We start from the raw sequence: 20,613 nt of genomic DNA on the forward strand, positions 1-20,613 counted from the left end.
ATCTCGCCGACGACGATCGCGCCACCCTCTACGGCGCTCTACTGGATTGCGCGGCCCGCGCCCGAGGCGATGATGCCGGCGACGTGCTGGCGCTCTGGAAGCGGCGCGGCAAGCGGGCGTTCGATGCGGAGGCGGTCTCGCCTGAGAGGTTGGACAATGACGGATGACGCTGTTTCGGTCTGGTGCTTCGCGGGCAAGGATATGTGGGCGCTGACCGACGACGACAGCGGCCATGCGCTCCCGGCTGAGCGGCCACAGGGCACGCGATCGGAACTAAGGGTGCAGCGGAAGGGAGAAGGCCCAATCCTCGCCTCCTGGCCGGCCCCTGCCCCCTCCACAAGGCCCAGTCGGCCCGAAGCTGCGATTTTGGTCATCTTGGAGAACACGTCGGGAACGGGCTGGTTGTTGTTGACGATCGCCCATGCGAGGAACGACGTTCCGCTCCGATAAGGGAGCGGCGTTATGAGCCTTGGCGTTTCGAGTGGGGATCTGATCGGCTCCTGGAGCCTGAGTTTTTCGGACATCGCGTTCGTGACCGGCAAAGCGGAGACGGCACGACTGGGATTGGCGGTTCAGCTTAGATTTTTCGCCGGGCATGGCTTCTTTGTGCCGGATCATGCGTCGATACCCTCCGACGGTGTCTTGTATCTGGCGGAGCAACTTGGTCTCGATGCCAAATCCGTGAACCACTATGATTTTTCCGGGCGCACCGCCCGCCGGCATTGCGCGGAGATTTTGCGGCATCTCGGGTTCCGCCGTATGACGCAGACGGATCGCAGGGCGTTGTCGAGGTGGATTTCCGACGATCTTTGTGCGGGCGGGCAGCCGATCAATGCCATGCTCGAGCATGTTTTCCTGTGGTGCCGCGACCGCCGTATCTATGGGCCGTCGCGCAAGGAGCTGGAACGCCTCGTCCGTTCGCAACGACACCTCTATCTGGAGGCCCTGTTGGCCCGAGTCCGCGATCGGCTTGCGCCGGATGCGGTCGCCTTGCTGGAAGCCTCGCTCGCCGATCCCGATGGCCCGACCGGCTTCAACACGATGAAGGGGGATGCAGGTCAGGCGACGCTCGAAAACATTCTTGGCGTGACCGCCAAACTCGCCTTTATCCAACGGCTTGCTCTTCCCCGAGATTTCCTATCGGTCACGGGCAAGGCATGGGTCGATCAGATCGTTCGCCGGGTTGCCGGCGAGAAAGCCTCGGAGATGCGCCGGCATGTACCGGCGCGCCAGCTCGGGCTCTATGCCGTTTATCTGATGGCGCGGGAAGCTCAGCTTACGGATGCGATGGTCGACCTGCTGATCGAGACGGTCCATAAGATCGGATCGCGCTCGAAACGCAAGGTGGTGGGCGATATCGCGAAAGACATCGAGCGGGTCTATGGCAAGGAGCGACTCCTGGTCGAGATTGCCAGCGCTTCGATCGACGATCCATCCGGGCGCATCTGCGATGTCATTTTCCCAATCGCCGGCAAGGACAAACTGGCGGCGATCATCAAGGAAAGCCAGGCAAAGGGCGCCTTGGATCGGCGGATCTACAAGGTGATGCGGAGGTCATGGGCCAATCATTATCGCCGTATGCTGCCAAGCCTGCTTTCGGCACTGGAGTTCCGGTCGAACAACGCCGTGTGGCGTCCGGTGCTGGCGGCCCTGGACTGGATCAGAAGCAAAGTGGATGATGGATGCCGCTACGTGCCGCCGCACGCAGTGCCGGTCGACGAGGTCATTCCGGCGAGATGGCGCAGTTCCGTCATTGATGAAGAGGGGCGCGTAAACCGGATCAGTTATGAGCTTTGTGTCCTCGCGCAACTGCGCGATCGCATCCGTTCTAAGGAAATCTGGGTTGTCGGGGCGGACCGATACCGCAATCCCGATGACGATCTTCCCAAGGACTTCGATGCGCGGCGAGAAGCATATTACACAGGATTGAACCTGACGGCGGATGCGCGTGCATTTTCAAGCGCCATCCGGGAAGAGCTTGCTCAGGAACTGTTGCTCCTCAATGCCAATATTCCCCGGAACGACAAGGTTCGGCTGCTGTGGCGCGGCGAGAACCGTATATCTCTCACCCCGTTCAAACCCTTGCCCGAACCCAGGGGTCTCGCCTCGATCAAGACCGAGATCGGCCAACGCTGGCCGATGACCGGGCTGCTCGACGTACTGAAGGAGGCTGCCCTTGATACGGGACTTCTCGAAGCGTTCGAAACATCGGCCTCGCGTGTTGCACTGCCGAAAACCGCGCTGGATCAACGTCTCCTGCTATGCCTCTACGGCCTGGGAACGAATGCCGGGCTCAAGCGGATCGCCGGCGCCACCCCCGATGTCAGCTATGAAGAGCTGCTGCATGTCCATCGCCGCTTCGTTCATGCCGCGGCGCTCAAGGAGGCGTGTGCCAGGGTTGCGAATGCGACCCTGGCAATCCGCAATGCTGCAGTCTGGGGGGACGCCGGCACGGCCTGTGCGTCAGATTCCACAAAGTTCGGAGCCTGGGATCGCAACCTGATGACGGAATGGCATGCGCGTTATGGTGGACGGGGCGTCATGATCTACTGGCATGTCGAACGACGCGCGACATGCGTCTATTCCCAGCTCAAGCGCTGCTCTTCCTCCGAGGTCGCCTCCATGATCGAGGGCGTGCTGCGCCATTGCACCGACATGGAAATCCAGCGACAATATGTTGATAGTCATGGCCAAAGCGCGGTTGGCTTTGCATTTTGCCGGCTTCTCGGATTTGAGCTTGCACCCCGCCTGAAAGCGATCGCTCGCCAGAAGCTGGCTCTTCCCGATGTCGGCATGCGAACGCGGCTTCCCCACTTGCAGCCGATCCTCTCCAGTCCGATCAACTGGGATGAGATCGAGCAGCAATATGACGAGATGGTCAAATATGCAGCCGCGATGCAGACAAAAACCGCCGACCCGGAGGCGATCCTGCGCCGGTTTAGCCGCTCCGAGGTGATGCACCCGACCTACAAGGCGTTGAGTGAGCTGGGCCGCGCGGTCAAGACGATCTTCCTGTGCCGGTATCTGCGCGAGGAGTCCTTCCGCCGCGAAATTCATGAAGGCCTGAATGTCGTTGAAAACTGGAACAGTGCCAATGGGTTCGTTTTCTTCGGCAAGGGCGGCGAGATCGCCACTAACCGCATCGATGAGCAGCAGCTCTCGGTCCTGGCGCTACATTTGCTGCAAGCGTCGCTTGTCTATGTGAACACCCGAATGCTTCAGAGCGTGCTGGTGGAACCGAAATGGACGGGCCGGATGACGCCGGATGATTATCGCGGCCTCACACCGCTGATTTACAGCCACGTCAATCCTTATGGCCGCTTCGACCTCGATCTGAATAGCCGGATCGATTTTGGGCGGCTTGCTGCCTGACCGGGGCCTTTCCGCTCGCACCATTTGGGTGCACCCGAACGTGACGATCGGAAGTGACATATACGACATGTCACAAAAGGGTGGTTCCGTCACCAATGTTACTGTACGAGGGCAAAGCCACCCTAATGTGACGGATTTGCCCATGACCCGCGTCGGCTACGCCCGCGTCAGCACCATCGACCAGGATCTCGACATCCAGGTTGCCCGGTTGAAGGCAGCGGGCTGTGAAATCCTCCGCTCCGAAACAGGCTCGGGCGCATCGCGCACTGGACGCACGGAGCTTGAGACGATCATGCAGTTCCTGCGCGCCGATGACGAACTCGTCGTCCTGCGTCTCGATCGGCTCGGTCGCTCCACACGCGATGTTCTCAATCTGGTTCATGAACTCGACCAGAAGGGAGCCTCATTGCGGGTGCTTGAGCCGGAGGTGACGACGGCCGGAAGCATGGGGCGGATGGTGATCACCATTCTGGGCATGGTCGCGGACATGGAACTGACGTTCATCAAGGACCGGCAGCGCGCCGGGATCGAGGCGGCGCGCGCCGAAGGCGTCTACAAAGGCCGGAAGAAAAACATCGATGACGATGAAATCCGACGCCGGATCACCGCCGGCGCGAGCAAGGCCAGCGTCGCGCGCGACCTCAAGATCTCAAGAATGACCGTCTATCGGGCGCTTGACGTCATTCCTTCAAGGATCGGGCTGCCGGAAAAGCCGCCTTCTGTCACCATCGCCCTGCATCTGACCATCGAGAACTTCAACAAGCATGGTCGTGGCAGAAAGCCCGCTCGCGAGCGCATTGAGGCGATGCTGGAGCGGGATTACCAGATGCAAAAGACCGGGAACTGCGATTACACGCTGACCGTCGCCTATGATCAGGGTGCCGATGGCGTCAGCCTCGATGATGAGATCGCATCTCTCCAGACAGAGATGTTCAACATCGCAGAGAGCTACAGGTGCTCGATCGAGACCGATGTTTACGAGATTGGAGGACAAGAGCGAGCCTGGTAGATCGCCATGTTCAATCTTTGTTCTTCAACATGGCCAAAATCGCAGCTTCGGGCCGACTGGGCCCACTAGGCGCTAGGGTCCGATTGGACGCTGCGCCCGCCCCACTTCCCCCTCGGAAGCCCAGCGACCGCAGGTCGCCCTGTGACGGCATCGCCGTCACGCACCAAACAGCGCATTGGCCGTTAGGCCAATTCCGCTTGCCTTGCTTTACTGTGGGGGAACGCACCTCGCTTTCCCAAAATGCCCTTGTGTTATATTGTGTTAGAATCTGTGTTACGCTGAAATAAAGTGCCGATTTTCTGTTTTGAATCAGTTAGTTATAAAATACTCTCATGGGTGATAACACGAAAGATCATGGGTGATAACACGAAAGATCATGGGTGATAACACGAAAGGAAAACAGGGGTTGTCCACAGCTCAATGGGTGAAAGCACGAAGCCTATTGGTCCATGGGTGAAAACACGATAGGTATCAGCTATGGGTGATAACACGAATCCAGATGATCGCTCCCCTCTCCTACCGGATCGTTATCCTCAGCAGGACTTTTTCGTATGCGACGTTTTCGATGCCGCTCCCAAAGGGGACATGGCCTCGATGGAGCATCCCTTATTCAGCATCTCCACCAAGCCTGATCTGACCGCGCGGGAATATCGCAACGGCTCCACCTTCGTTCGCGTGTCTCCCGGCGAGCTGGGGCTGGCGACAGTTCACGACCGGGATGTGCTGATCTATTGCATCAGCCAGCTCATGGCGGCGCTAAACTCCGGACAGCCAGTCAACCAGGTCGTGCGCTTCAAGGCCTATGACCTATTGGTGGCGACCAATCGGGGAACTGATGGCCGGGGCTATGAGCAGCTACGCAGCGCCTTTAAACGCCTTCAGGGAACGCAAATTGAAACCAATATCCTGACTGGTGGGACTGAGGCGCTGGATATTTTCAGCCTGATCGATCGTGTGAGGATCATGCGCGAAACGCGAGAAGGCCGGATGCAAGAGGTCGAGGTGCGGCTATCGGATTGGGTGTTCAACGCGATCCGTTCCAATGAAGTGCTGACCCTGAACCGCCAATATTTTCGGCTACGGAAGCCGCTGGAAAGGCGGCTATACGAGATTGCCCGCAAGCATTGCGGGTGGCCGGGCAAAGCTGTCAAATTCGGTCTGGATACGCTGCAACGCAAATGCGGGTCCAAATCGACCGACTTTGAGTTTCGGCGTCTCATCAAGACAATTGTGGACCAGGACGATGCCCATGGTCATTTTCCGGACTATGCGCTGAGCTTTGACAACACCCGCGATCAGGTGACTTTCACGCCCCGCGCGGGAAAGGCCCTGCCCCAAGAAACGCTGTTCCCTATGATCTCCAACCAGGCCCTGGAAAAGGCCCGCACGGTCGCGCCAGGATATGATGTTTACGCGCTCAAGGGTGATTATCTCGCCTTCTGGGATGACAAGGGGCAGCAACCCCTCAAGAATGCGGATGCTGCCTTTCTAGGCTGGTGCAAAAAGCGACACGAACGTAATCCATTGCGCTAGCAGTGCCAGCATGGGATCGCGGATGCGTTTTGTCATGACCCGAATTTAGCTCGCGCATCATACTTCGCCACAAGGTCGCTGATTGCCTCCCCCAATAAGTCTTGTTGTTTGCGGCGGGTCTTTGCAGCCAATACGCGGAAGGCTTCAGCGGTCGGATCATCCTGATCGAAATAGCCGCCCAAGTGATACTTGCCTGCGTTACTGTTAGGTCGCTTGGCCTCTGCCCGTACAGCATCTGCCACAGGCTGCGGGATAGTGTTTTCGTTAGCCTCGGCCTGCGGCCGCTCGATAGCGGCGGATAATAGGGATTTTCTAGCCATGTGCAGCCTTACCTTTCGTCTTCACATGTGACGGTTTGATAATTTGCAAATATTCAAATATGAAATCTCGCAAAGCTGCAATCTCTAATGCGGCCTTCCCTTCCGGCTCATGCTCAATCACGCCTAGGCCATACGGCCACGCAGCTCGAAAGCTACTACGCTCACGGATTACCGCGCGGGCAACCTGTAAGCCGGTTGCCTCGGCCAACGTGCGAGCATCGTCTAACAAGGCAGTGGCGGTTGGCGGTGCGCCATTCAGGACGACGAAGGCCTGCTTGCCGGTCGCTGTGATAAGCTGCGCGGTGCGTTTGATTGCCTCTAGGTCGATCAGGGAAGGTCGGCATGGTATCAAAACCATATCCGAACGCTGCACGGCCTCTGCTGCTTCTGCGCCTGCCGCAGGCGGTGTGTCGATGATCGCCAGCGCAAAGCCTTCGGCTTCAGCTGCATTGATCCAGGGAGATAATCTACGGGCGCTTAATGGTTCGACGTGGGGCAGTTCAGCTGTTCGCCTCTCGCTCCACGCGGTTGCGCTTTCCTGCGGATCGAGGTCGATCAGAGCAGTTTTGATCCCTCCGGCCTGGGCGGCAACAGCTAGATTAACGGCCAGGGTTGTTTTTCCTGCACCGCCTTTCTGCGCTGCAATCGTGATAATTTTCATGTTTGCAAACTTTCAGGGATGAATTATTGATAGTTTGCCGATTTGAAGCGGCGCGTCAACATTCAGGAAAGCAGGCGGCTACGCGATGCCGAATGCATCGCGGATTGCCGCAACGAAAATATCAGCCTGCCCGACTGCCCATACGGCGTCATCGTCGCTGACAGGATCACCCGTGTAATCAGCGAGCAGGCGGAGACGCTCGACCTTGTTAAGCGAACTGCCGAGTTCTGACGCGACGTGTCCGCCAAGGACAAGATGCTGACCGAAGGCCGCAATCAATCCTCTATGGGTTTTGGTAGCGGAAGCGGTTTCCGCGACGTTGGCAGAACGGAGCGCCGCGTGAGCGGCGTCGAACATGGCATAATAAGCGCGGTTACAAGCGCCATCAGCATCACCACCGGCAAGCAATTGATGCGCGCTTGCCAAGGCTTGAGCCGCCTTCCGCATATAGGATGCCGGTGTGACGGGCTTGCTCACAGGGCTACCCCTTCACGCTGGATCGTGCGGATCAGGGCGGGATTGCTGAATTGTTCAGGGTTTTCCATTTCGTCGCCCCACAGCGGCAGGGCTTCGACCAGGATTCCGGTTTCCAGCATTACGTCGAACGCGATGCCCGCCATGTCGATTGCCGTGGTTGACCGTTTGCCGTGTTCGCCTTTCAGCACCACGGCAATATCAGCGTCACTTGTCGCGTTGTGTGTGCGACGGGCGCGGCTTCCGAACAGAATGGCGCGATCAACGGCGTAGCGGCCTGATATGCGGCTCATGAACACCCGCGCTGCGCGCTCAGTATCCGAATCCAATGGTGGTTGGGCCTTTGCGGGGATGAGCTTGTTCCCAAGGCGGGATATGGTGCTTTGGCTGACGTTGAACCGGCGCGCGAGATCCGCTTGCGTTGCGCTGCCATCGGCCAGCGCGCGCAGGGCTTCGGTGCGTTGATGGGCGGTGAGCATTGGCGGGCGTCCCATATGCTGTCCGCGCGCCACGGCGCGGGCGCGCCCCTCCCCTGTCCGCGTAACGATCAGCTCGCGCTCAAACTCGGCCAGCCCGCCCAGCACCGTCAGCATTAAGCGGCCATGTGGGGTTGTGGTATCGGCCCACGGATCACCGAGCGAGCGGAACAACGCCCCTGCCCTTGCCACCGTGTCGAGAATGTTGAGCAGATCGCGCGTTGAGCGCGCCAGTCGGTCGAGACGGGTAACGATCAGCGTATCCCCTGCTCCCAGCACCTTGAGCGCCTTCGCCAGCTCCTTGCGATCGCTCTTTATGCCACTCGCGGTTTCGTGGAACACCTTCGCAGCCCCAGCGGCGACAAGTGCCGCTCGCTGTGCATCGAGAGTCTGGCCGTCTGTTGAGACGCGGGCATAGCCATAAATGGTCATGCCCAAACTATAACCGAAATGCCCTTCTTTATGCAAATATCTTTCGCATACCCGAGAGCCGCAGATTTAGGTGGTTTTCCGACTTATGCAAAACTTGTGATTTTTGGATCAAGCAAACCTCACTCAATAAAATTTGGCGTGCCAACCTCATATTATTAATTAATTTAATTTTTTATCTTTATTATTTTAACTCTTCTGTCTGTTTTGCATTCCTCAGTATATATTTTCCCTTCTTCAGTTAAGGATTTTATTTTTAAATAAAACCCCCTGTTTGATATATTTAGAAAACTCATTAGATTTTTTGTAGAAAGCCCGCCGTGCTTTTCCAAAAGAATGAGAATTTTAGCCTCTTCCCTAAGGAGATCTATTCCGTATTTTTTTTTTAAAACTTTTGCTAGCTTCAATTATATTGAAATTATCTATGTTGGTCATTTGCGGTAACCCTGTAAATTACAGGAATATTTGCGACCCGCCAAAGACAACTAAAGTCTCTGCAATACCCCCCAAAGATGCCGCCAAACAGCCAGCAGCCAGCAGCCAGCAGCCAGCAGCCAGCAGCCAGTTACAATATTTGTAATTCCGCGCAACCATTAGAACTATTTACATGCATTTTTTGCAGTCGATAGCTGTTGTGATTGCCATTTATGTCAATACACCCGCAAATTGACGGCGAAGCTACGATCATATCGTAGCTATGCAGTCGCGTGCAATCATTTAGGTTTCCGGGGGGAATTGATGTCGTGACCAATATTTATATGGCTGCAACCGCCAACTAATCACATATTTTAAAAAACTCAGATCGCCCTCCGCTAAATATTAGCGAATGGGCGCGGCATTTTATGCCGCCTGAGAACACTAAGGAAATGGTAGAAACATGCTCAAGAATTTCCAAAAATCGCTGCTTATTTCGACAGCTATTCCGGTCGCTTTTATGGCGGCTTCCGCCGCACAAGCGCGTGATGTCAGCGTGCCCGCTCCAGTCGCACCCGCGACGTCGGTGCCCGGTACCACCGTGAATGCGGCGATCGTGACTGCAATCACGGCCCCCGACGACGCAAATCTAAAGCTGACGGTGCCGTCAGCCGGTGTCGTGTTGGGCGATTCGATCGTGCTGAATCCCAACACCGGTCAAGGCGATGGCAAGATTGAATTTCTGAGCGATGGCAAGATCGGCGCGGTCGATGCAGCGACTGGTTCAGTGACCGATGGCGCAGGCGCAATCTTCAACGGCCGTGCGGCGGCTGGTGCAGCGAACAGCTTCAAAGGCACCAATAACGGCCTGATCGCTGGTGGGCTGCGCACCGTTGGCTTCGGCGGCGATGCCTCCATCACTAATGGCGGCGAAATCTATAACGGCATCACGGCATCGGGTCAGGGCAATGTGTCGATCACGACATCGGCTGCGGGCGCGGTGCGGTCGGGTAATGTCGTGGCAAGCTCGATCACGGTGGATACCGCCGCTGCGCCAGTTGATGGCGTTACAAAGACCAGCTTTGCTGGTGGGAAAGCCAGCATTGTGCAGGCCGGCGATGCGGCGGATGCTGAAGACAGCGTACGCGGCAATCTGAACGCGACCGGCCTGAATGGCGCGGAAGTGACCGTTTCCGCCAAGGCGCGCAATGTCATCGCGTCGGCCGGCGGCGTGACCGAAACGGTGGGCGGCAGCAATGCAGTGACCAGCGGCACTGTAACCACCACCACCGTCCGCAACGACGTCACGCGCGGGGGCGGATCGGCCAATGTAACTGTCGGCGGTGACGGCGATGTGGCCCTTGTCAGCGCGACCGGCATCGGGGGTGCCAGCGCAACCATTGATGGTGCGGTTGCGGGCAATGTGAATGCCAGTTCGAACGGCACTTCTACCACCTACACGGATATCAGCGTCGTCGATGGCGCCGTCCCGGTCAGCGGTTCAACAAAAACCACCAGCACTGCCGTTGGCAAAGCCGCCGACGTTTCTGTCGGCGAAGATGGCAGCGTCGGAGGTTCGGTCAGCGTAAATGGCCAAGGCAGCGCATCGACAGTGATCGACGGCACGGTTGACGGGAATGTCAGTCTTACTTCGACTGCTACAAATAATGCCTATGATTATGCTTCGACCCCCACGGGCTACACCTATAGCGACACTAATGTTGGGGCGGGCGGCGCCGCTACCGGCGCGGTCGGCGCGACCGGGACGGTCGATGGCAACTTCACAGCCATCGGGGACAATAGCGTCGTTCTGAACAATGCCGGGACGATCAAGGGCAATGTCACAGGCACGTCGCGCCGGTCTCTGACAAATTCCAGCGGCAAGGTCGGCAGTAGCACCACGACCAGCGCTACGCTGATCGAGACAACCAGCCAGAGCGAATCGACCTCACGCAGCGCAACCACCACTGGCACCGCCAGCTTCGTCAACGAAGTTGGTGGGCAAGTGCAGGGCAATGTCTCGCTGAGCGCGGGTGGTGACGTGACTTACAACAACGACGGTGTTGTATTCGGTTCGACCAGCTTGGTCAGTCAAGGCACGGACAACGCGACGACCAGCAGCAACACGACCAAGGTTTCGACCGCGATCGCGACGCCGCCCGCGCTGGATGTCGTAACGACCTCTGTCGAAGACAAATCCACGACCGTCACGACACACACCGGCGGCAATGTCACCGGCACTTATGCCAATGCCAACGGCACGCTGAATTTCGGCGTCAACGGCAATGGATCGGTAAACCAACTCGCCGACCAGGCGAGCAGCGCGACCGTTTCCGGCGTAATTTATGGTAGCCTGACGTCGCAAGCCGGCTCGGCGAACAGCCAGTCGAACAGCGAAAGCAAATCGGTTGAGGTTTTGTCGGGCGGCAACGGCACGCGCAGCCTGACCAGCGCGTCCAGTTCTTCGTCCACCACCAATGCAGGTGGCGACAGCAGCGTCACCGTCAGCGGCAAGCTGGCTGAGGGCGAGGCCGGAGTAGTGCCTTCGCTGTCCTCCTATGCCACCGGCAACAGCGGTGTCACCCTTTCGGGCACCGTCGAAGGCGGGATATATTCGAGCGCATCGGGTACTGATGTCAGCAGTGCTTCCACCCAGACGGCATCGCAGACGATCACGTCCAGCGTAGCGCGCACAGACAGTCTGGCGCGAACTGATGACTACGGCTACAATTCGGTCGGCGGTGCCTCCACCGTCGATGTTGCGGCCACGGGCAAGGCCGCCACGCTGTCTGGCAATGTCAATGCCTATGGCCAAACGGGCGCAAGCGTCACGGTTGCCAAGGGCGGCGTGGTCGGCAGCAGCGCTGACAATCCTTTTGGCGGCGTTTATGCCAATGCGGATGGCACTGACTATACCACCAAACAGGAGCGAAGCTTCACGCGCGTTCCGGCGGAGGGCACAGCAACAGCTTCCGACAAATACACCTCCAGCTATGCCACCAGCGCCGATGTAGGTGATGCAACTGTAGCAGTCGCCGGAACCGTGGCTGGCAACGCGGAAAGCTCCACCACGCGCGGAAAGGCGACGACCACCGTCACCGGCACTATCGGCGGGGACGCTGTCGCCACGGCAGCCTATGGCAACGACTATCAGTCTAGCAGCACGACTGACTATGCGGGCAAGGTAGCGGCTTCCGGTTCGACCAGCTTTGGTTCGCTGGTACCCAAGGTGTCCAAGCAAGTGAGCAGTTCCACCAGCAACAATGTCGGCGGCGCAGCTTCGATCCTGGTCGATACGGCCAGCGATCTGCAAAAGGCTGACAAGATTGGGGTATCCGGTTCGGTCTATGCAACCGGCCTCTCCTCCGCCACAGCGACGATTGCCAATGGTTCCAAAGTAAATGGCAACGTTGAAGCCTACAGCCACTTCACCAACTCGGCCAGCGAAGCGACCACGCTCTACAATAGCGCCGGTGAAGCAACCGAAAACAGCGCGTCTTACGCCACAACCTTGGCTGGCGGTGACGCTAATGTAGCGGTCGGCACCAAGAGCGAGATCGGCGGCAGCGTCTATGCCGATGGCGACAAGACGGCCACGGTCAGCAATGCCGGTATGATCGAGGGGTCTGTCATTGCCGATACCCTGCATTCGGTAGTGTCATCGACCTCGAAGAGCACCAACCTCAACAATGTCGGCCTACGCCAGGACGAAACCACCAATGCATATACCGGCATCGGTGGCGCGGCGACGGTCACCAACGCCGCAGGCGCGCTGATCGGGGGCGATGTCTATGTCGCTGGTGCGACCGGCATCCTTACCAATGGCGGCGGCATTGCGGGCACGGTGGTGTTGGGCCAATCAATCGATAATCACAGCCAAACCCAAATCGATACCGTCACCACCACCACCCAGACGGTCACGCCTGCCGAAGCACTGACAGCGCAAACCTATACGTTCGACCAGAATAACTTCCTGGGCGGCGGCGTCTATGTCGGCGATGCGACTATTACCGACCCCTTCGGTAGGGATGACGCCCCAGACATCAAGACGAGTGACGTGAAGGCAACGGTCAACCTGAATGCCGGGTCGGTCACACTGGGCAACATCGTCGGCCAGCGTGACGCTGAAACGGGTGCATTCCTGACCGATACGGTCCTGAACCTCAACGGATCGGGTTTCCTGGGGGCTGATGTCCTCAACCTCAAAACCCCGACTTCACCCACCTACACTCCCGAAGCAGTGCTGCCGAAGGAAGCACAGGAACTTGGCTTCGGTACTTATAGCACCGGTGCAGTACGTATTCTGGGCGTCAACAGCGTCAATAAGGCCGATGCGGGCACTTTCGTTCTCGATCTTGCCCCCTATATTGAGGATTCTGTAGACCTCAATCGCTGGAGTGCCGATGTCGGGTCAATCAACGTTAGTGCTGGTGAATTGCAGATCACGGGACCTGCCTATGACCCAACCGACGCAGATGGTGCCTATATCGGTATTCAGGGTAACATTGTCGTCGATGGCGGCTCACTGGTCTTCGGTCGCCGGACGTTGATCGACGGTGGCCTTGTCGGAGGCAGCATCACCTCTGCAGGCGTGGAAACGATCTCTGGCGTGCATGTTGTACTGAATGGCGACTATAGCCAGTCGGACACGGGCACGACTGTGGTCGGGGTGAGCCCGTCACTGGTGCGTTTCGCTCCGGTGTCGGTCGGCACGGCCAATGGCGGCAGCGAAGTGCTTGGGCCGATCGAAGCAGGGGCGACCGTGCCCTTCTTCACCACGCCGGCCAATGGCTTCTCCGCTCAGTCCACCCCCTCGCGTATCGACGTGACGGGCAAGGTCACTCTGAGCGGCAAGGTGCTGGTCGATGTGACTAAGGATGCAATCTATTCGGCGGGAGATGGCTATACGCTGTTCACCTATGGCGATACGGACAGCGCTGTGAGCGCGACTGTCAACCAGTCGATCAGTTCACCCTTTGTAAGCTTCGATCTGCAGAAGGATGACGCGACCAAGACCGTCAAGATCGTCGCCAAACGTGTCGGTTACGCTACTGCGGCGACTAACCCCAATGCCGTATCGGCCGCCAATGCACTGGATGCGCTGATCCCAACGATCGTCCAGAAGATCAGTGACGACGCCAATGGCGGATCGGTATTCACCACGGTGAGCGAGATCGGCCTGGTGCAGGATGCCGCGAACATCATCTCGGGTCTCGACTGGCGTCTCAGCCAAGCGGGCGCGGCGCAGGTGTTCAATGAACTGTCATCGGCGGAAATCTATGGTTCGCTGGCGGCGATCGAGCAGAATTCAGCCCTGACCGAATCGTTCGAGACCGCAGCAGCCATTGGCAGCAACGGCGTGTGGATCAATCCGGTTGGTCGCTTCGCCCGCTATGGCGACACGAATTCGGGCGCATCGAAGATTCGTGACAACAGCTATGGCGGAGCGATCGGCCTGAACCTGGGTTATGCGGACAATGGCACCTTCGGTATCGGCTTCGCCTATGCTGAACACGACATTGCCGCTCGCGGCACCCCAGAAACGGCGAAAGCCAAGACCTACTCGCTCGGCGTCAACTGGAAGCATGTCTTTGGACCGATCCAGGCCGGTGCACAGTTCGTCTATGGCTTTTCCAACTTCGACGTCACCCGCGATCTGACCGTGCTTGATCGCACGATCACGGCATCCTTCAAGGGTCGCCAGTGGGACGGCAATGTCGAACTGGGTTATGACGTGCTGGCCGGTTCGGGCGTCACTGTCCTGCCCTTTGGCAAGCTGGCGCTACGTCACTGGACGCTGGGTGGCTTCACCGAACAGGGTGGAGCAGGTATCGGCCTGACTGCCGGACGCGACTCCAAGACAGTATTCGTGCCTGAACTGGGCGTTCGCCTGGGTGCAGAACTGTCCAATGGCGGCGACGTCTCCATCCGTCCCTTCGGCAAGCTGAGCTACACCTTCCAGGGGGATGTCGGCAGCAGCCGTGAATTTGCCTTCGCGACGGGTGGAAGCCCATTCACTCTGAAGGGTGTCGATCCGAAGGGCTTCGGCTCCATTGACGGCGGAATCAGCGCACTGTTCAAAGAACGCATCGGCGTCTTTGTCCAAGGCGGTCTCAATTTCGGTGGCTCTCAGAAGGGTGCCGAAGCGCGTGGTGGCATCAACGTCCGGTTCTGACCCCCAAAGACCAAAATGAACTAACGTAGATGTTACCCAAGGGGATGGAAGCTCGCTTCCGTCCCCTTGTTCTTAAATATCCGAGGAAAGGCCATAGATGGTACGCTGAGCAACGCTTAGCGAAAGCCAAACGGTGATTTTTAACCCGATCGTCAGCGCCTGCAAGGTAACAAAGCACGAGAGACGACGATATGAGCAAGAAACCCCTTGAGGCCGCGTTGCAGGATCAACTCAACAAGCTGGCTTCACTGCCGGATGATCAGATCGATACTGTCGATACTCATGAGACTTCCCCTGAGGCTTGGCTGCATGCGCGCCGACCTGGCCTTTACAAGCCCGTCAAGAAGCCGGTCACGCTTCGGCTCGACGCCGATGTCGTGGCCTGGTTTAAGGATCACGCGGAAGGTCGAGGATACCAGACCGAGATCAATCGCGTGCTTCGTCTCTATATCACGGAAACTCGCGCCTGATCGCTTCCAAAGTGCCTTATTCCTCCGCCTGCAGGGGGAGGCGAAGTCAATGCTAGAGATGCCTATAGCGGACGGTAGGCGACGCCGATCCGGCTCTCGGCGGTATCGCGCCGGCTCAGGGTCGCGGCGATATGCCGCTCGGCCGCCGCGCGATCGGCGAAGGCTCGGGCCTGCGCCTGACCGCGCGCGCCGATCCGCCCCCAGCGGGTTTCGACGACGATCATGCCAAAGAGGTCGAGGCTGGCGGTGATGCTGTAGCGCCGGCGAATGTTGCGGGCCGGGTCGAGCGCCACCAGCTCGATCGGATCAGGCAGAGGAAGGTTCGCGCCGAACATGGCGCGGAGCCTACAAAATCAGCTTTGCGAAGTCCGACGACTTATCTGACTCAATGGCGCGTCGCTGATTCACGCGCTGAATCAATGAGGATGAGATCGGGGGCGGAAATCGCCAGATACGACCGCACGGCCTGCTCGATCGCCGGCCATCGCGCCAACGAATGGGCGGGATGCGCCAGTTGCTCCAAGCTGATCGTGCCACCGATCGACACCACCATGCGCCAGAAGCACAGCGCGCGCGGTATCCATATCCTGGGCAGGGAGGACGGTACTATCGCCATCCAGCCATGCTCATCGGGTTCGGTGAACTCGGTGGGATCGACGCTGCCGAACATCCAGTCGCCCCGTTCGGCCTGGGGCGGGGCATCGCCAAGCGCCTCGGCGCGTATCATCCGGTCGAGCAAGGCCACCAAAGTATTTCGGTCCAATTCGGTCGAAACCTCCATGCCTATTGCGCCGCCTTCACGTCGATCGTGCAGCGCACCGCCTTCTTGGCCTTGGCGGCCTTCTCGCGGCACGTCTGAATAGCCTCGCGGTTGCCATCCGCGAGCGGTGCCGCCGCGACGATCACGCCCCAGCTCTCGGGCGCGGCCGTCTGCATCAGGTGTTGCCCTGCTTCCCACGGGCTACCCTCGTCCAGAACGCGCGTCGCCAGGCGCTCGGGCCAGCGCCAGCTTGTCGGCGCGAGAAGCGCGAGCGGTATTTGCGCCAGGGCGTAGAGCAACATCCCCAACACCACGCCGCCCAATCCGGCCCACACCAGCCAGCGGTTCTGCTCGTCGCCCCGGCGCGCGGATGCTAGCCGGTTGCCGATCTCGCGGGCGGCCTTGTCCAGCCCTGCGCGTGCCTCGGCGACAAGCCGCGCGTCCTCGCGGCGCGCGCCGCTCGCCGCCGTCGCGATCTGGCTCGTCATGGAATCCGGGGTCATCGACAATAGCGGACTTTTGGCGATGGGATCGATCCGCTGGGCGAGCGCCACCAATATTTTCTCCGTGCGCTCAAGCGTCGGCTGATAATCGGGTATCTCGATGGACTCGCGCGCGGCCGTCAGTCCCTCGATGGCACTGCGCAGCAACGACACCTCGCGGCCAAGCTGGGCGAATGCCCGCGCCGCGTCATCCTCGCCCATGTCTTCGCGGTCGTCGTCCATATCCTCTCCTTACCGGCTCATCCCCAAGCCCCTGCCGAGCCCCAAATCGCGGGTCAGCTCGCGGGCAAGCTCACGGCTCTGGTTGATGCCCCTCTCAAGCCCCAACTCGCGACTACGGCCGCGCAGGAGCGATTCAACCTGGGGATCGCGCTCAAGGCTTTTCGCTATGCCCGCCATTTCCTGCCCCGCCTTTTCCCGGCCCGACATGTCGCCGGCGCGATAGAGGCGGTCCCGATCGGCGCTGAGGCCCTGCCAGCGTTCCACGAACCGATCGGCGCGCAAAGCCGGATCGACGCGCACGCGGGCTTCTCGGGCCATCGCCTCGATCATCGGGCCGCTGCGCCCCGCCGCCGCTTCGCGCAGCAATTCAGGATTGCGCTTCATCGCCTCCGTCATATCGTCCGAAGCCCCCGGCCGGAGCGTATCGAGCGCATGGATCGCGCGCTCGAGCGCGACCTTCTGATGCTCAAGGATCGGCGCACCCGATGCCCGCGCCTGCAACACCACCTCGGCCGAGCGCGAGGTCCGCTCGACAGCGCGCGCGAAGGCGCGGTCCTCGCCGCGATCGGCCCGCGCGGGCGAAGGCGTCGCCGGCGTCGCGTCGAGCTTCAACCCGTCGAACATGCCGCGCTTGGGTTTCTCGCCCTGGACACGCCCCGGCGCGGGTCGCTCGATCGGCTTCGGCTTGAATCCGTCGAACATGCCCCGCCGCGGCTGACGCTCACCCGCGGCCTTCGCCTCCTGATCGCCGCGGCTGATCGGCCGTGGATCCTCACGCACTTCGCGCGAATATCCACGGCGAGGCGCAAAGATCTCGACCCCCTGCCTCTCGGGCGCATCCGGCAAGCGGATCTCGCCCGACAACCCGCGCCGATCGGCGAAGTCACGAACCTCGGCGTCGCGGTCCCGATACATCGGATAATCCGACGCCATATCCTTCGACCGCTCGCGCGACAGGGTGCGGACAAGCTGGCGCTGATCGGCGAAGTCGTCGCGCCCGTAATGGAGCTGCACCCCGTCACGGTGTCGCGACAAGCCGACATAAGCCGAATGGCGGTCCATGCCGGGGGTGGCGAGGACGTGCGCCCGATCGACCGTCACGCCCTGCGATTTATGGATGGTCGCCGCATAGCCATGATCGACATGGGCATAGTCTTTCAGGTCGAACGCGACCGATCGACCGTCGTCGAGCCGGACCGCCATATGCTCTGGCGTAACCCGCTCGACCTTACCCAGCGTGCCGTTCTTCACCCCAAGCCCGCGCTCGTTCTTGAGGAACATGATGCGGTCGCCGCTGGCGAACTCCCGCGCGCCCCGCTCGGCCTTCACCTCCACGTCGGGACCAAGCGCAGCCGAGTCACGCAAGCGTGCGCGCGCGGCCAGGTTCAAATCGCGAACCTCGGCATTGGTGTGGGTGAGGATGATCCGGCTCTTGTCCGGATCGGCAAGGCGCTGCGCGTCCCAACCGTCCACCAGCTCGGCACGCGCCTGCTCGCGCGTGTCGGCCGCCTCGACCATCCCATGACGCTCATAGGCATGGATCGCCTCGCCGGTCCTGCCGGTCGCCAGCGCCCGCGTGGCGTCCTTCTGCCAATCCTCATGCTGTCGGCGTATCTCGCTGATCTCGGCGGCACCGTGCCGCTCGGCCAGCGCCCGGAACGCGGCACCCGCCTCGATCGCCTGCAACTGCTCGGCATCGCCGACAAGCACGACCTTGGCCCCGGCCCGTTCGGCTTCGCCAAGCACGCGCTCCATCTGGCGCGTGCCGATCATCCCGGCCTCGTCGATCACCAGCACGTCGCGCGGCCCGAGCTGCTCGCGGCCCTGCCCCCACTGATATTCGAGGCTGGCGATCGTGCGCGAGGCGATGCCCGATCCGCCTTCCAGCCCCTCGGCCGCGATCCCCGACAGGGCGGCACCGCGCACCGTGTAGCCGGCGCGCTCCCATTCGTCGCGCGCCACGCCCAGCATGGCCGACTTGCCGGTGCCGGCATAGCCGACCACGATTGAAAGATCGTTCCGGCTGGTGATATGCGCCAACGCGGCTTCCTGCTGGGTTCCCAGCACCAGGCTATCACTCCCGGTAGCGGCCACCCCCCTAACGGCCGCTGCCGGGAGACCATGCCCTCCCCGCTCTGCAAGCCTGTCAGCGGCCCGCTCAAGCCGCTGCTCGACCGCGATCATCTCGCGCGAGGTGAACCGCTCCTGCCCTTTCCCGTCCTGCCCCAGCCCCACCAGCTCGGGCGACGCCTTCACCGCGCTCATAGCGGAATCGAACTGGTCCTTGCCGTCGCTGTGCCGATGGACGAACATCGCCAGGTCGCGGGTGGTGAACGTCGCCTGTTGCCGCGTGATCGCGTCCAATGCGATCCCCGGCTCGGCAATGATCTTCTCGCCATTCGCGCGCGCGATCCGGGCATGGTCCTCGACCCGCTCGGCCTCAAGCCCCTGTTCGGGCATCCGCGATGCTGCCGGCCCGATCTTGTGCTGCGGCTCAAGCTCGATCCCCTGCGCCGCTAATGTGCGATGGTCGATCCGCGCATCAATATCGAGCGACGCAAGCCGTTCGTTGACATGATCGGCCCATGCCTCGCGCCACCCTTTCAAAAGCTCGGCGCTGTTCCACTCGCGCACCTTCTGGCCGAACCCCTCCGGCCCTACCTCGCGCATCGACAGCATGACGTGCGCGTGCGGCTTGGGCTGGCCGTCCTTGCCCATGTCCCAATGCACATTGAGGTCCGCGACCATGCCGCGTTCGACGAACTGCTTGTTCACGAAATCGCGCGCCAGCTCGACGCCCTGCGCCTGATTCATTTCGCGCGGAATTGAAAACTCAACCTCGCGGGCAAGCTGCGCGTCCTTGCGTTTCTCGCCGGCCTCGACCTCGTTCCACAAGGTCGCGCGATCGTTTAAACGCTCCGGCGCACCCTCGGGCAGCATGATTTCCGAATGGACGACACCGGCCTTGTTCGAGAAATCTTGGATACGCCCGAGTCGGTCATCGTGCAGCTCGGACGCCGAACGATAGGCGGCCGATGCAACCGCGCTCGATCCATTGGCGCGGCTGATGACCTTGGCTGAGAAATGGTAGATCGCCATGACGGCCGCTATACTGCCTTTCTTAGCGCACGTCGGCAACGACGTATAAGCGCGCACTCACACTCCCTGTCGTTCCTGTGATTGACTTCGCCGCATTTTTTGTTCGGAACGGTTCCTCGCGCGCGCGATCATGCTATCCTNCCTGTCGTTCCTGTGATTGACTTCGCCGCATTTTTTGTTCGGAACGGTTCCTCGCGCGCGCGATCATGCTATCCTGCGGCTTCAGTTTTCGGGCACGAGGGAGAGAATGATGCGCAAAACGCGCGACTATGACGCGGAGCTGAAAGCCCTTGGCGACAAGGCCAGGGCGTTGAAGGTGAAGAAGGTCCAGCAGCTTGGCGAGCTTGTCACGTCCACCGGAGCCGATGCGCTCGATCTCGATACGCTGGCGGGCGCACTGCTTGCCGCTGTGGAATCGGCCAGCACGGAAGAAAAGGAGGCGTGGCGCGCGAAAGGTTCCGCCTTCTTTCAGCGGCGCGGGAAGAAAGCTCGCGGATAATGTCGCGGCGACCGCCAAGGCGATGGCGCGAACCGGGCAAGCGCTACGCCGCGTTGAAGCCGCCGCGCGCCGCACCGATACGAGAGGATGGGTCGTGCAACGCCGCGAACGAACCCGCCATCTCATAGAACTGGGCGGCCTCGTCCAGAAAGCCGGCCTGGTCGATCTCGCCGACGACGATCGCGCCACCCTCTACG

The 20,613-nt window shown here is 60.2% G+C and carries 16 protein-coding genes; 8 read left to right on the plus strand and 8 right to left on the minus strand.

The window, feature by feature from the left end; all coding sequences use genetic code 11:
- From FE851_RS25300 to FE851_RS25315, 4 genes are all read left to right on the plus strand, one after another.
- Window positions 1-167: conjugal transfer protein TraD (locus FE851_RS25300; protein ID WP_145206909.1), on the plus strand; the 167-nt coding region annotated here is incomplete at its 5' end.
- A 295-nt stretch (window positions 168-462) separates the two neighbouring features.
- On the plus strand, window positions 463-3,372 hold the full coding sequence (locus tag FE851_RS25305; RefSeq protein ID WP_006961814.1) for a Tn3 family transposase: 2,910 nt from the start codon (window positions 463-465) through the stop codon (window positions 3,370-3,372).
- 142 nt (window positions 3,373-3,514) lie between these two features.
- Window positions 3,515-4,381, plus strand: coding sequence for a recombinase family protein (locus tag FE851_RS25310; protein ID WP_006961816.1), 867 nt, complete (start codon window positions 3,515-3,517; stop codon window positions 4,379-4,381).
- Between the two features lie 477 nt (window positions 4,382-4,858).
- Window positions 4,859-5,914, plus strand: coding sequence for a replication initiator protein A (locus FE851_RS25315; protein ID WP_030092293.1), 1,056 nt, complete (start codon window positions 4,859-4,861; stop codon window positions 5,912-5,914).
- A gap of 32 nt (window positions 5,915-5,946) precedes the next feature.
- Here the strand turns inward: FE851_RS25315 and FE851_RS25320 are convergent, their stop codons facing one another.
- From FE851_RS25320 to FE851_RS26575, 4 genes are all read right to left on the minus strand, one after another.
- Window positions 5,947-6,234, minus strand: coding sequence for a ribbon-helix-helix domain-containing protein (locus tag FE851_RS25320; protein WP_021238836.1), 288 nt, complete (start codon window positions 6,232-6,234; stop codon window positions 5,947-5,949).
- Window positions 6,227-6,895, minus strand: coding sequence for a ParA family protein (locus FE851_RS25325; protein ID WP_066564817.1), 669 nt, complete (start codon window positions 6,893-6,895; stop codon window positions 6,227-6,229). Before FE851_RS25325 ends, FE851_RS25320 begins: the two co-directional genes overlap by 8 nt.
- Window positions 6,896-6,973: 78 nt before the next feature.
- Window positions 6,974-7,372, minus strand: a complete 399-nt coding sequence (locus tag FE851_RS25330; protein ID WP_221214802.1) for a HEPN domain-containing protein — start codon at window positions 7,370-7,372, stop codon at window positions 6,974-6,976.
- Window positions 7,369-8,277, minus strand: a complete 909-nt coding sequence (locus tag FE851_RS26575) for a recombinase family protein (protein WP_021317600.1) — start codon at window positions 8,275-8,277, stop codon at window positions 7,369-7,371. Before FE851_RS26575 ends, FE851_RS25330 begins: the two co-directional genes overlap by 4 nt.
- An 874-nt stretch (window positions 8,278-9,151) precedes the next feature.
- Here FE851_RS26575 and FE851_RS25350 point away from each other — a divergent pair.
- Together FE851_RS25350 and FE851_RS25355 are read left to right on the plus strand one after the other, a co-directional pair.
- Window positions 9,152-14,863 (plus strand): autotransporter domain-containing protein, encoded by a 5,712-nt coding sequence (locus FE851_RS25350; protein WP_145206911.1) that lies wholly within the window; start codon window positions 9,152-9,154, stop codon window positions 14,861-14,863.
- Window positions 14,864-15,054: 191 nt separating this feature from the next.
- Window positions 15,055-15,333: a BrnA antitoxin family protein gene (locus FE851_RS25355; protein ID WP_021317602.1), complete on the plus strand. Its 279-nt coding sequence runs from the start codon at window positions 15,055-15,057 to the stop codon at window positions 15,331-15,333.
- A gap of 62 nt (window positions 15,334-15,395) precedes the next feature.
- Here FE851_RS25355 and FE851_RS25360 read toward each other — a convergent pair whose 3' ends face one another.
- The 4 genes from FE851_RS25360 to traA are packed head-to-tail and all read right to left on the minus strand — an operon-like array spanning window position 15,396 to window position 19,917.
- Entirely contained in the window at window positions 15,396-15,668 is a 273-nt protein-coding gene (locus FE851_RS25360; protein ID WP_021238845.1) for a WGR domain-containing protein, read from the minus strand.
- A 50-nt stretch (window positions 15,669-15,718) separates the two neighbouring features.
- Window positions 15,719-16,114 carry a hypothetical protein gene (locus tag FE851_RS25365; protein WP_030092288.1) on the minus strand — a complete coding sequence of 132 codons (396 nt, stop codon included), beginning with the start codon at window positions 16,112-16,114 and terminating at the stop codon, window positions 15,719-15,721.
- Window positions 16,115-16,116: 2 nt separating this feature from the next.
- Complete coding sequence (locus tag FE851_RS25370) at window positions 16,117-16,818, minus strand: DUF6118 family protein (protein ID WP_021238843.1); 702 nt, start codon at window positions 16,816-16,818, stop codon at window positions 16,117-16,119.
- A gap of 9 nt (window positions 16,819-16,827) precedes the next feature.
- The gene (gene traA, locus FE851_RS25375) at window positions 16,828-19,917 is read right to left on the minus strand and encodes a Ti-type conjugative transfer relaxase TraA (protein ID WP_145206912.1); all 3,090 of its coding nucleotides are present in this window, start codon (window positions 19,915-19,917) and stop codon (window positions 16,828-16,830) included.
- Between the two features lie 250 nt (window positions 19,918-20,167).
- On the opposite strand from traA, the gene FE851_RS25380 reads away from it, so the two are divergent.
- Both FE851_RS25380 and FE851_RS27430 read left to right on the plus strand, forming a co-directional pair.
- Entirely contained in the window at window positions 20,168-20,416 is a 249-nt protein-coding gene (locus tag FE851_RS25380; RefSeq protein ID WP_030092294.1) for a conjugal transfer protein TraD, read from the plus strand.
- 22 nt (window positions 20,417-20,438) lie between these two features.
- Window positions 20,439-20,613 (plus strand): conjugal transfer protein TraD (locus FE851_RS27430; RefSeq protein WP_145206913.1); only part of this gene is annotated, 175 nt, incomplete at its 3' end.

This window comes from Sphingobium sp. B2 (assembly GCF_007693735.1).
GTDB classification, from domain to species: domain Bacteria; phylum Pseudomonadota; class Alphaproteobacteria; order Sphingomonadales; family Sphingomonadaceae; genus Sphingobium; species Sphingobium xenophagum.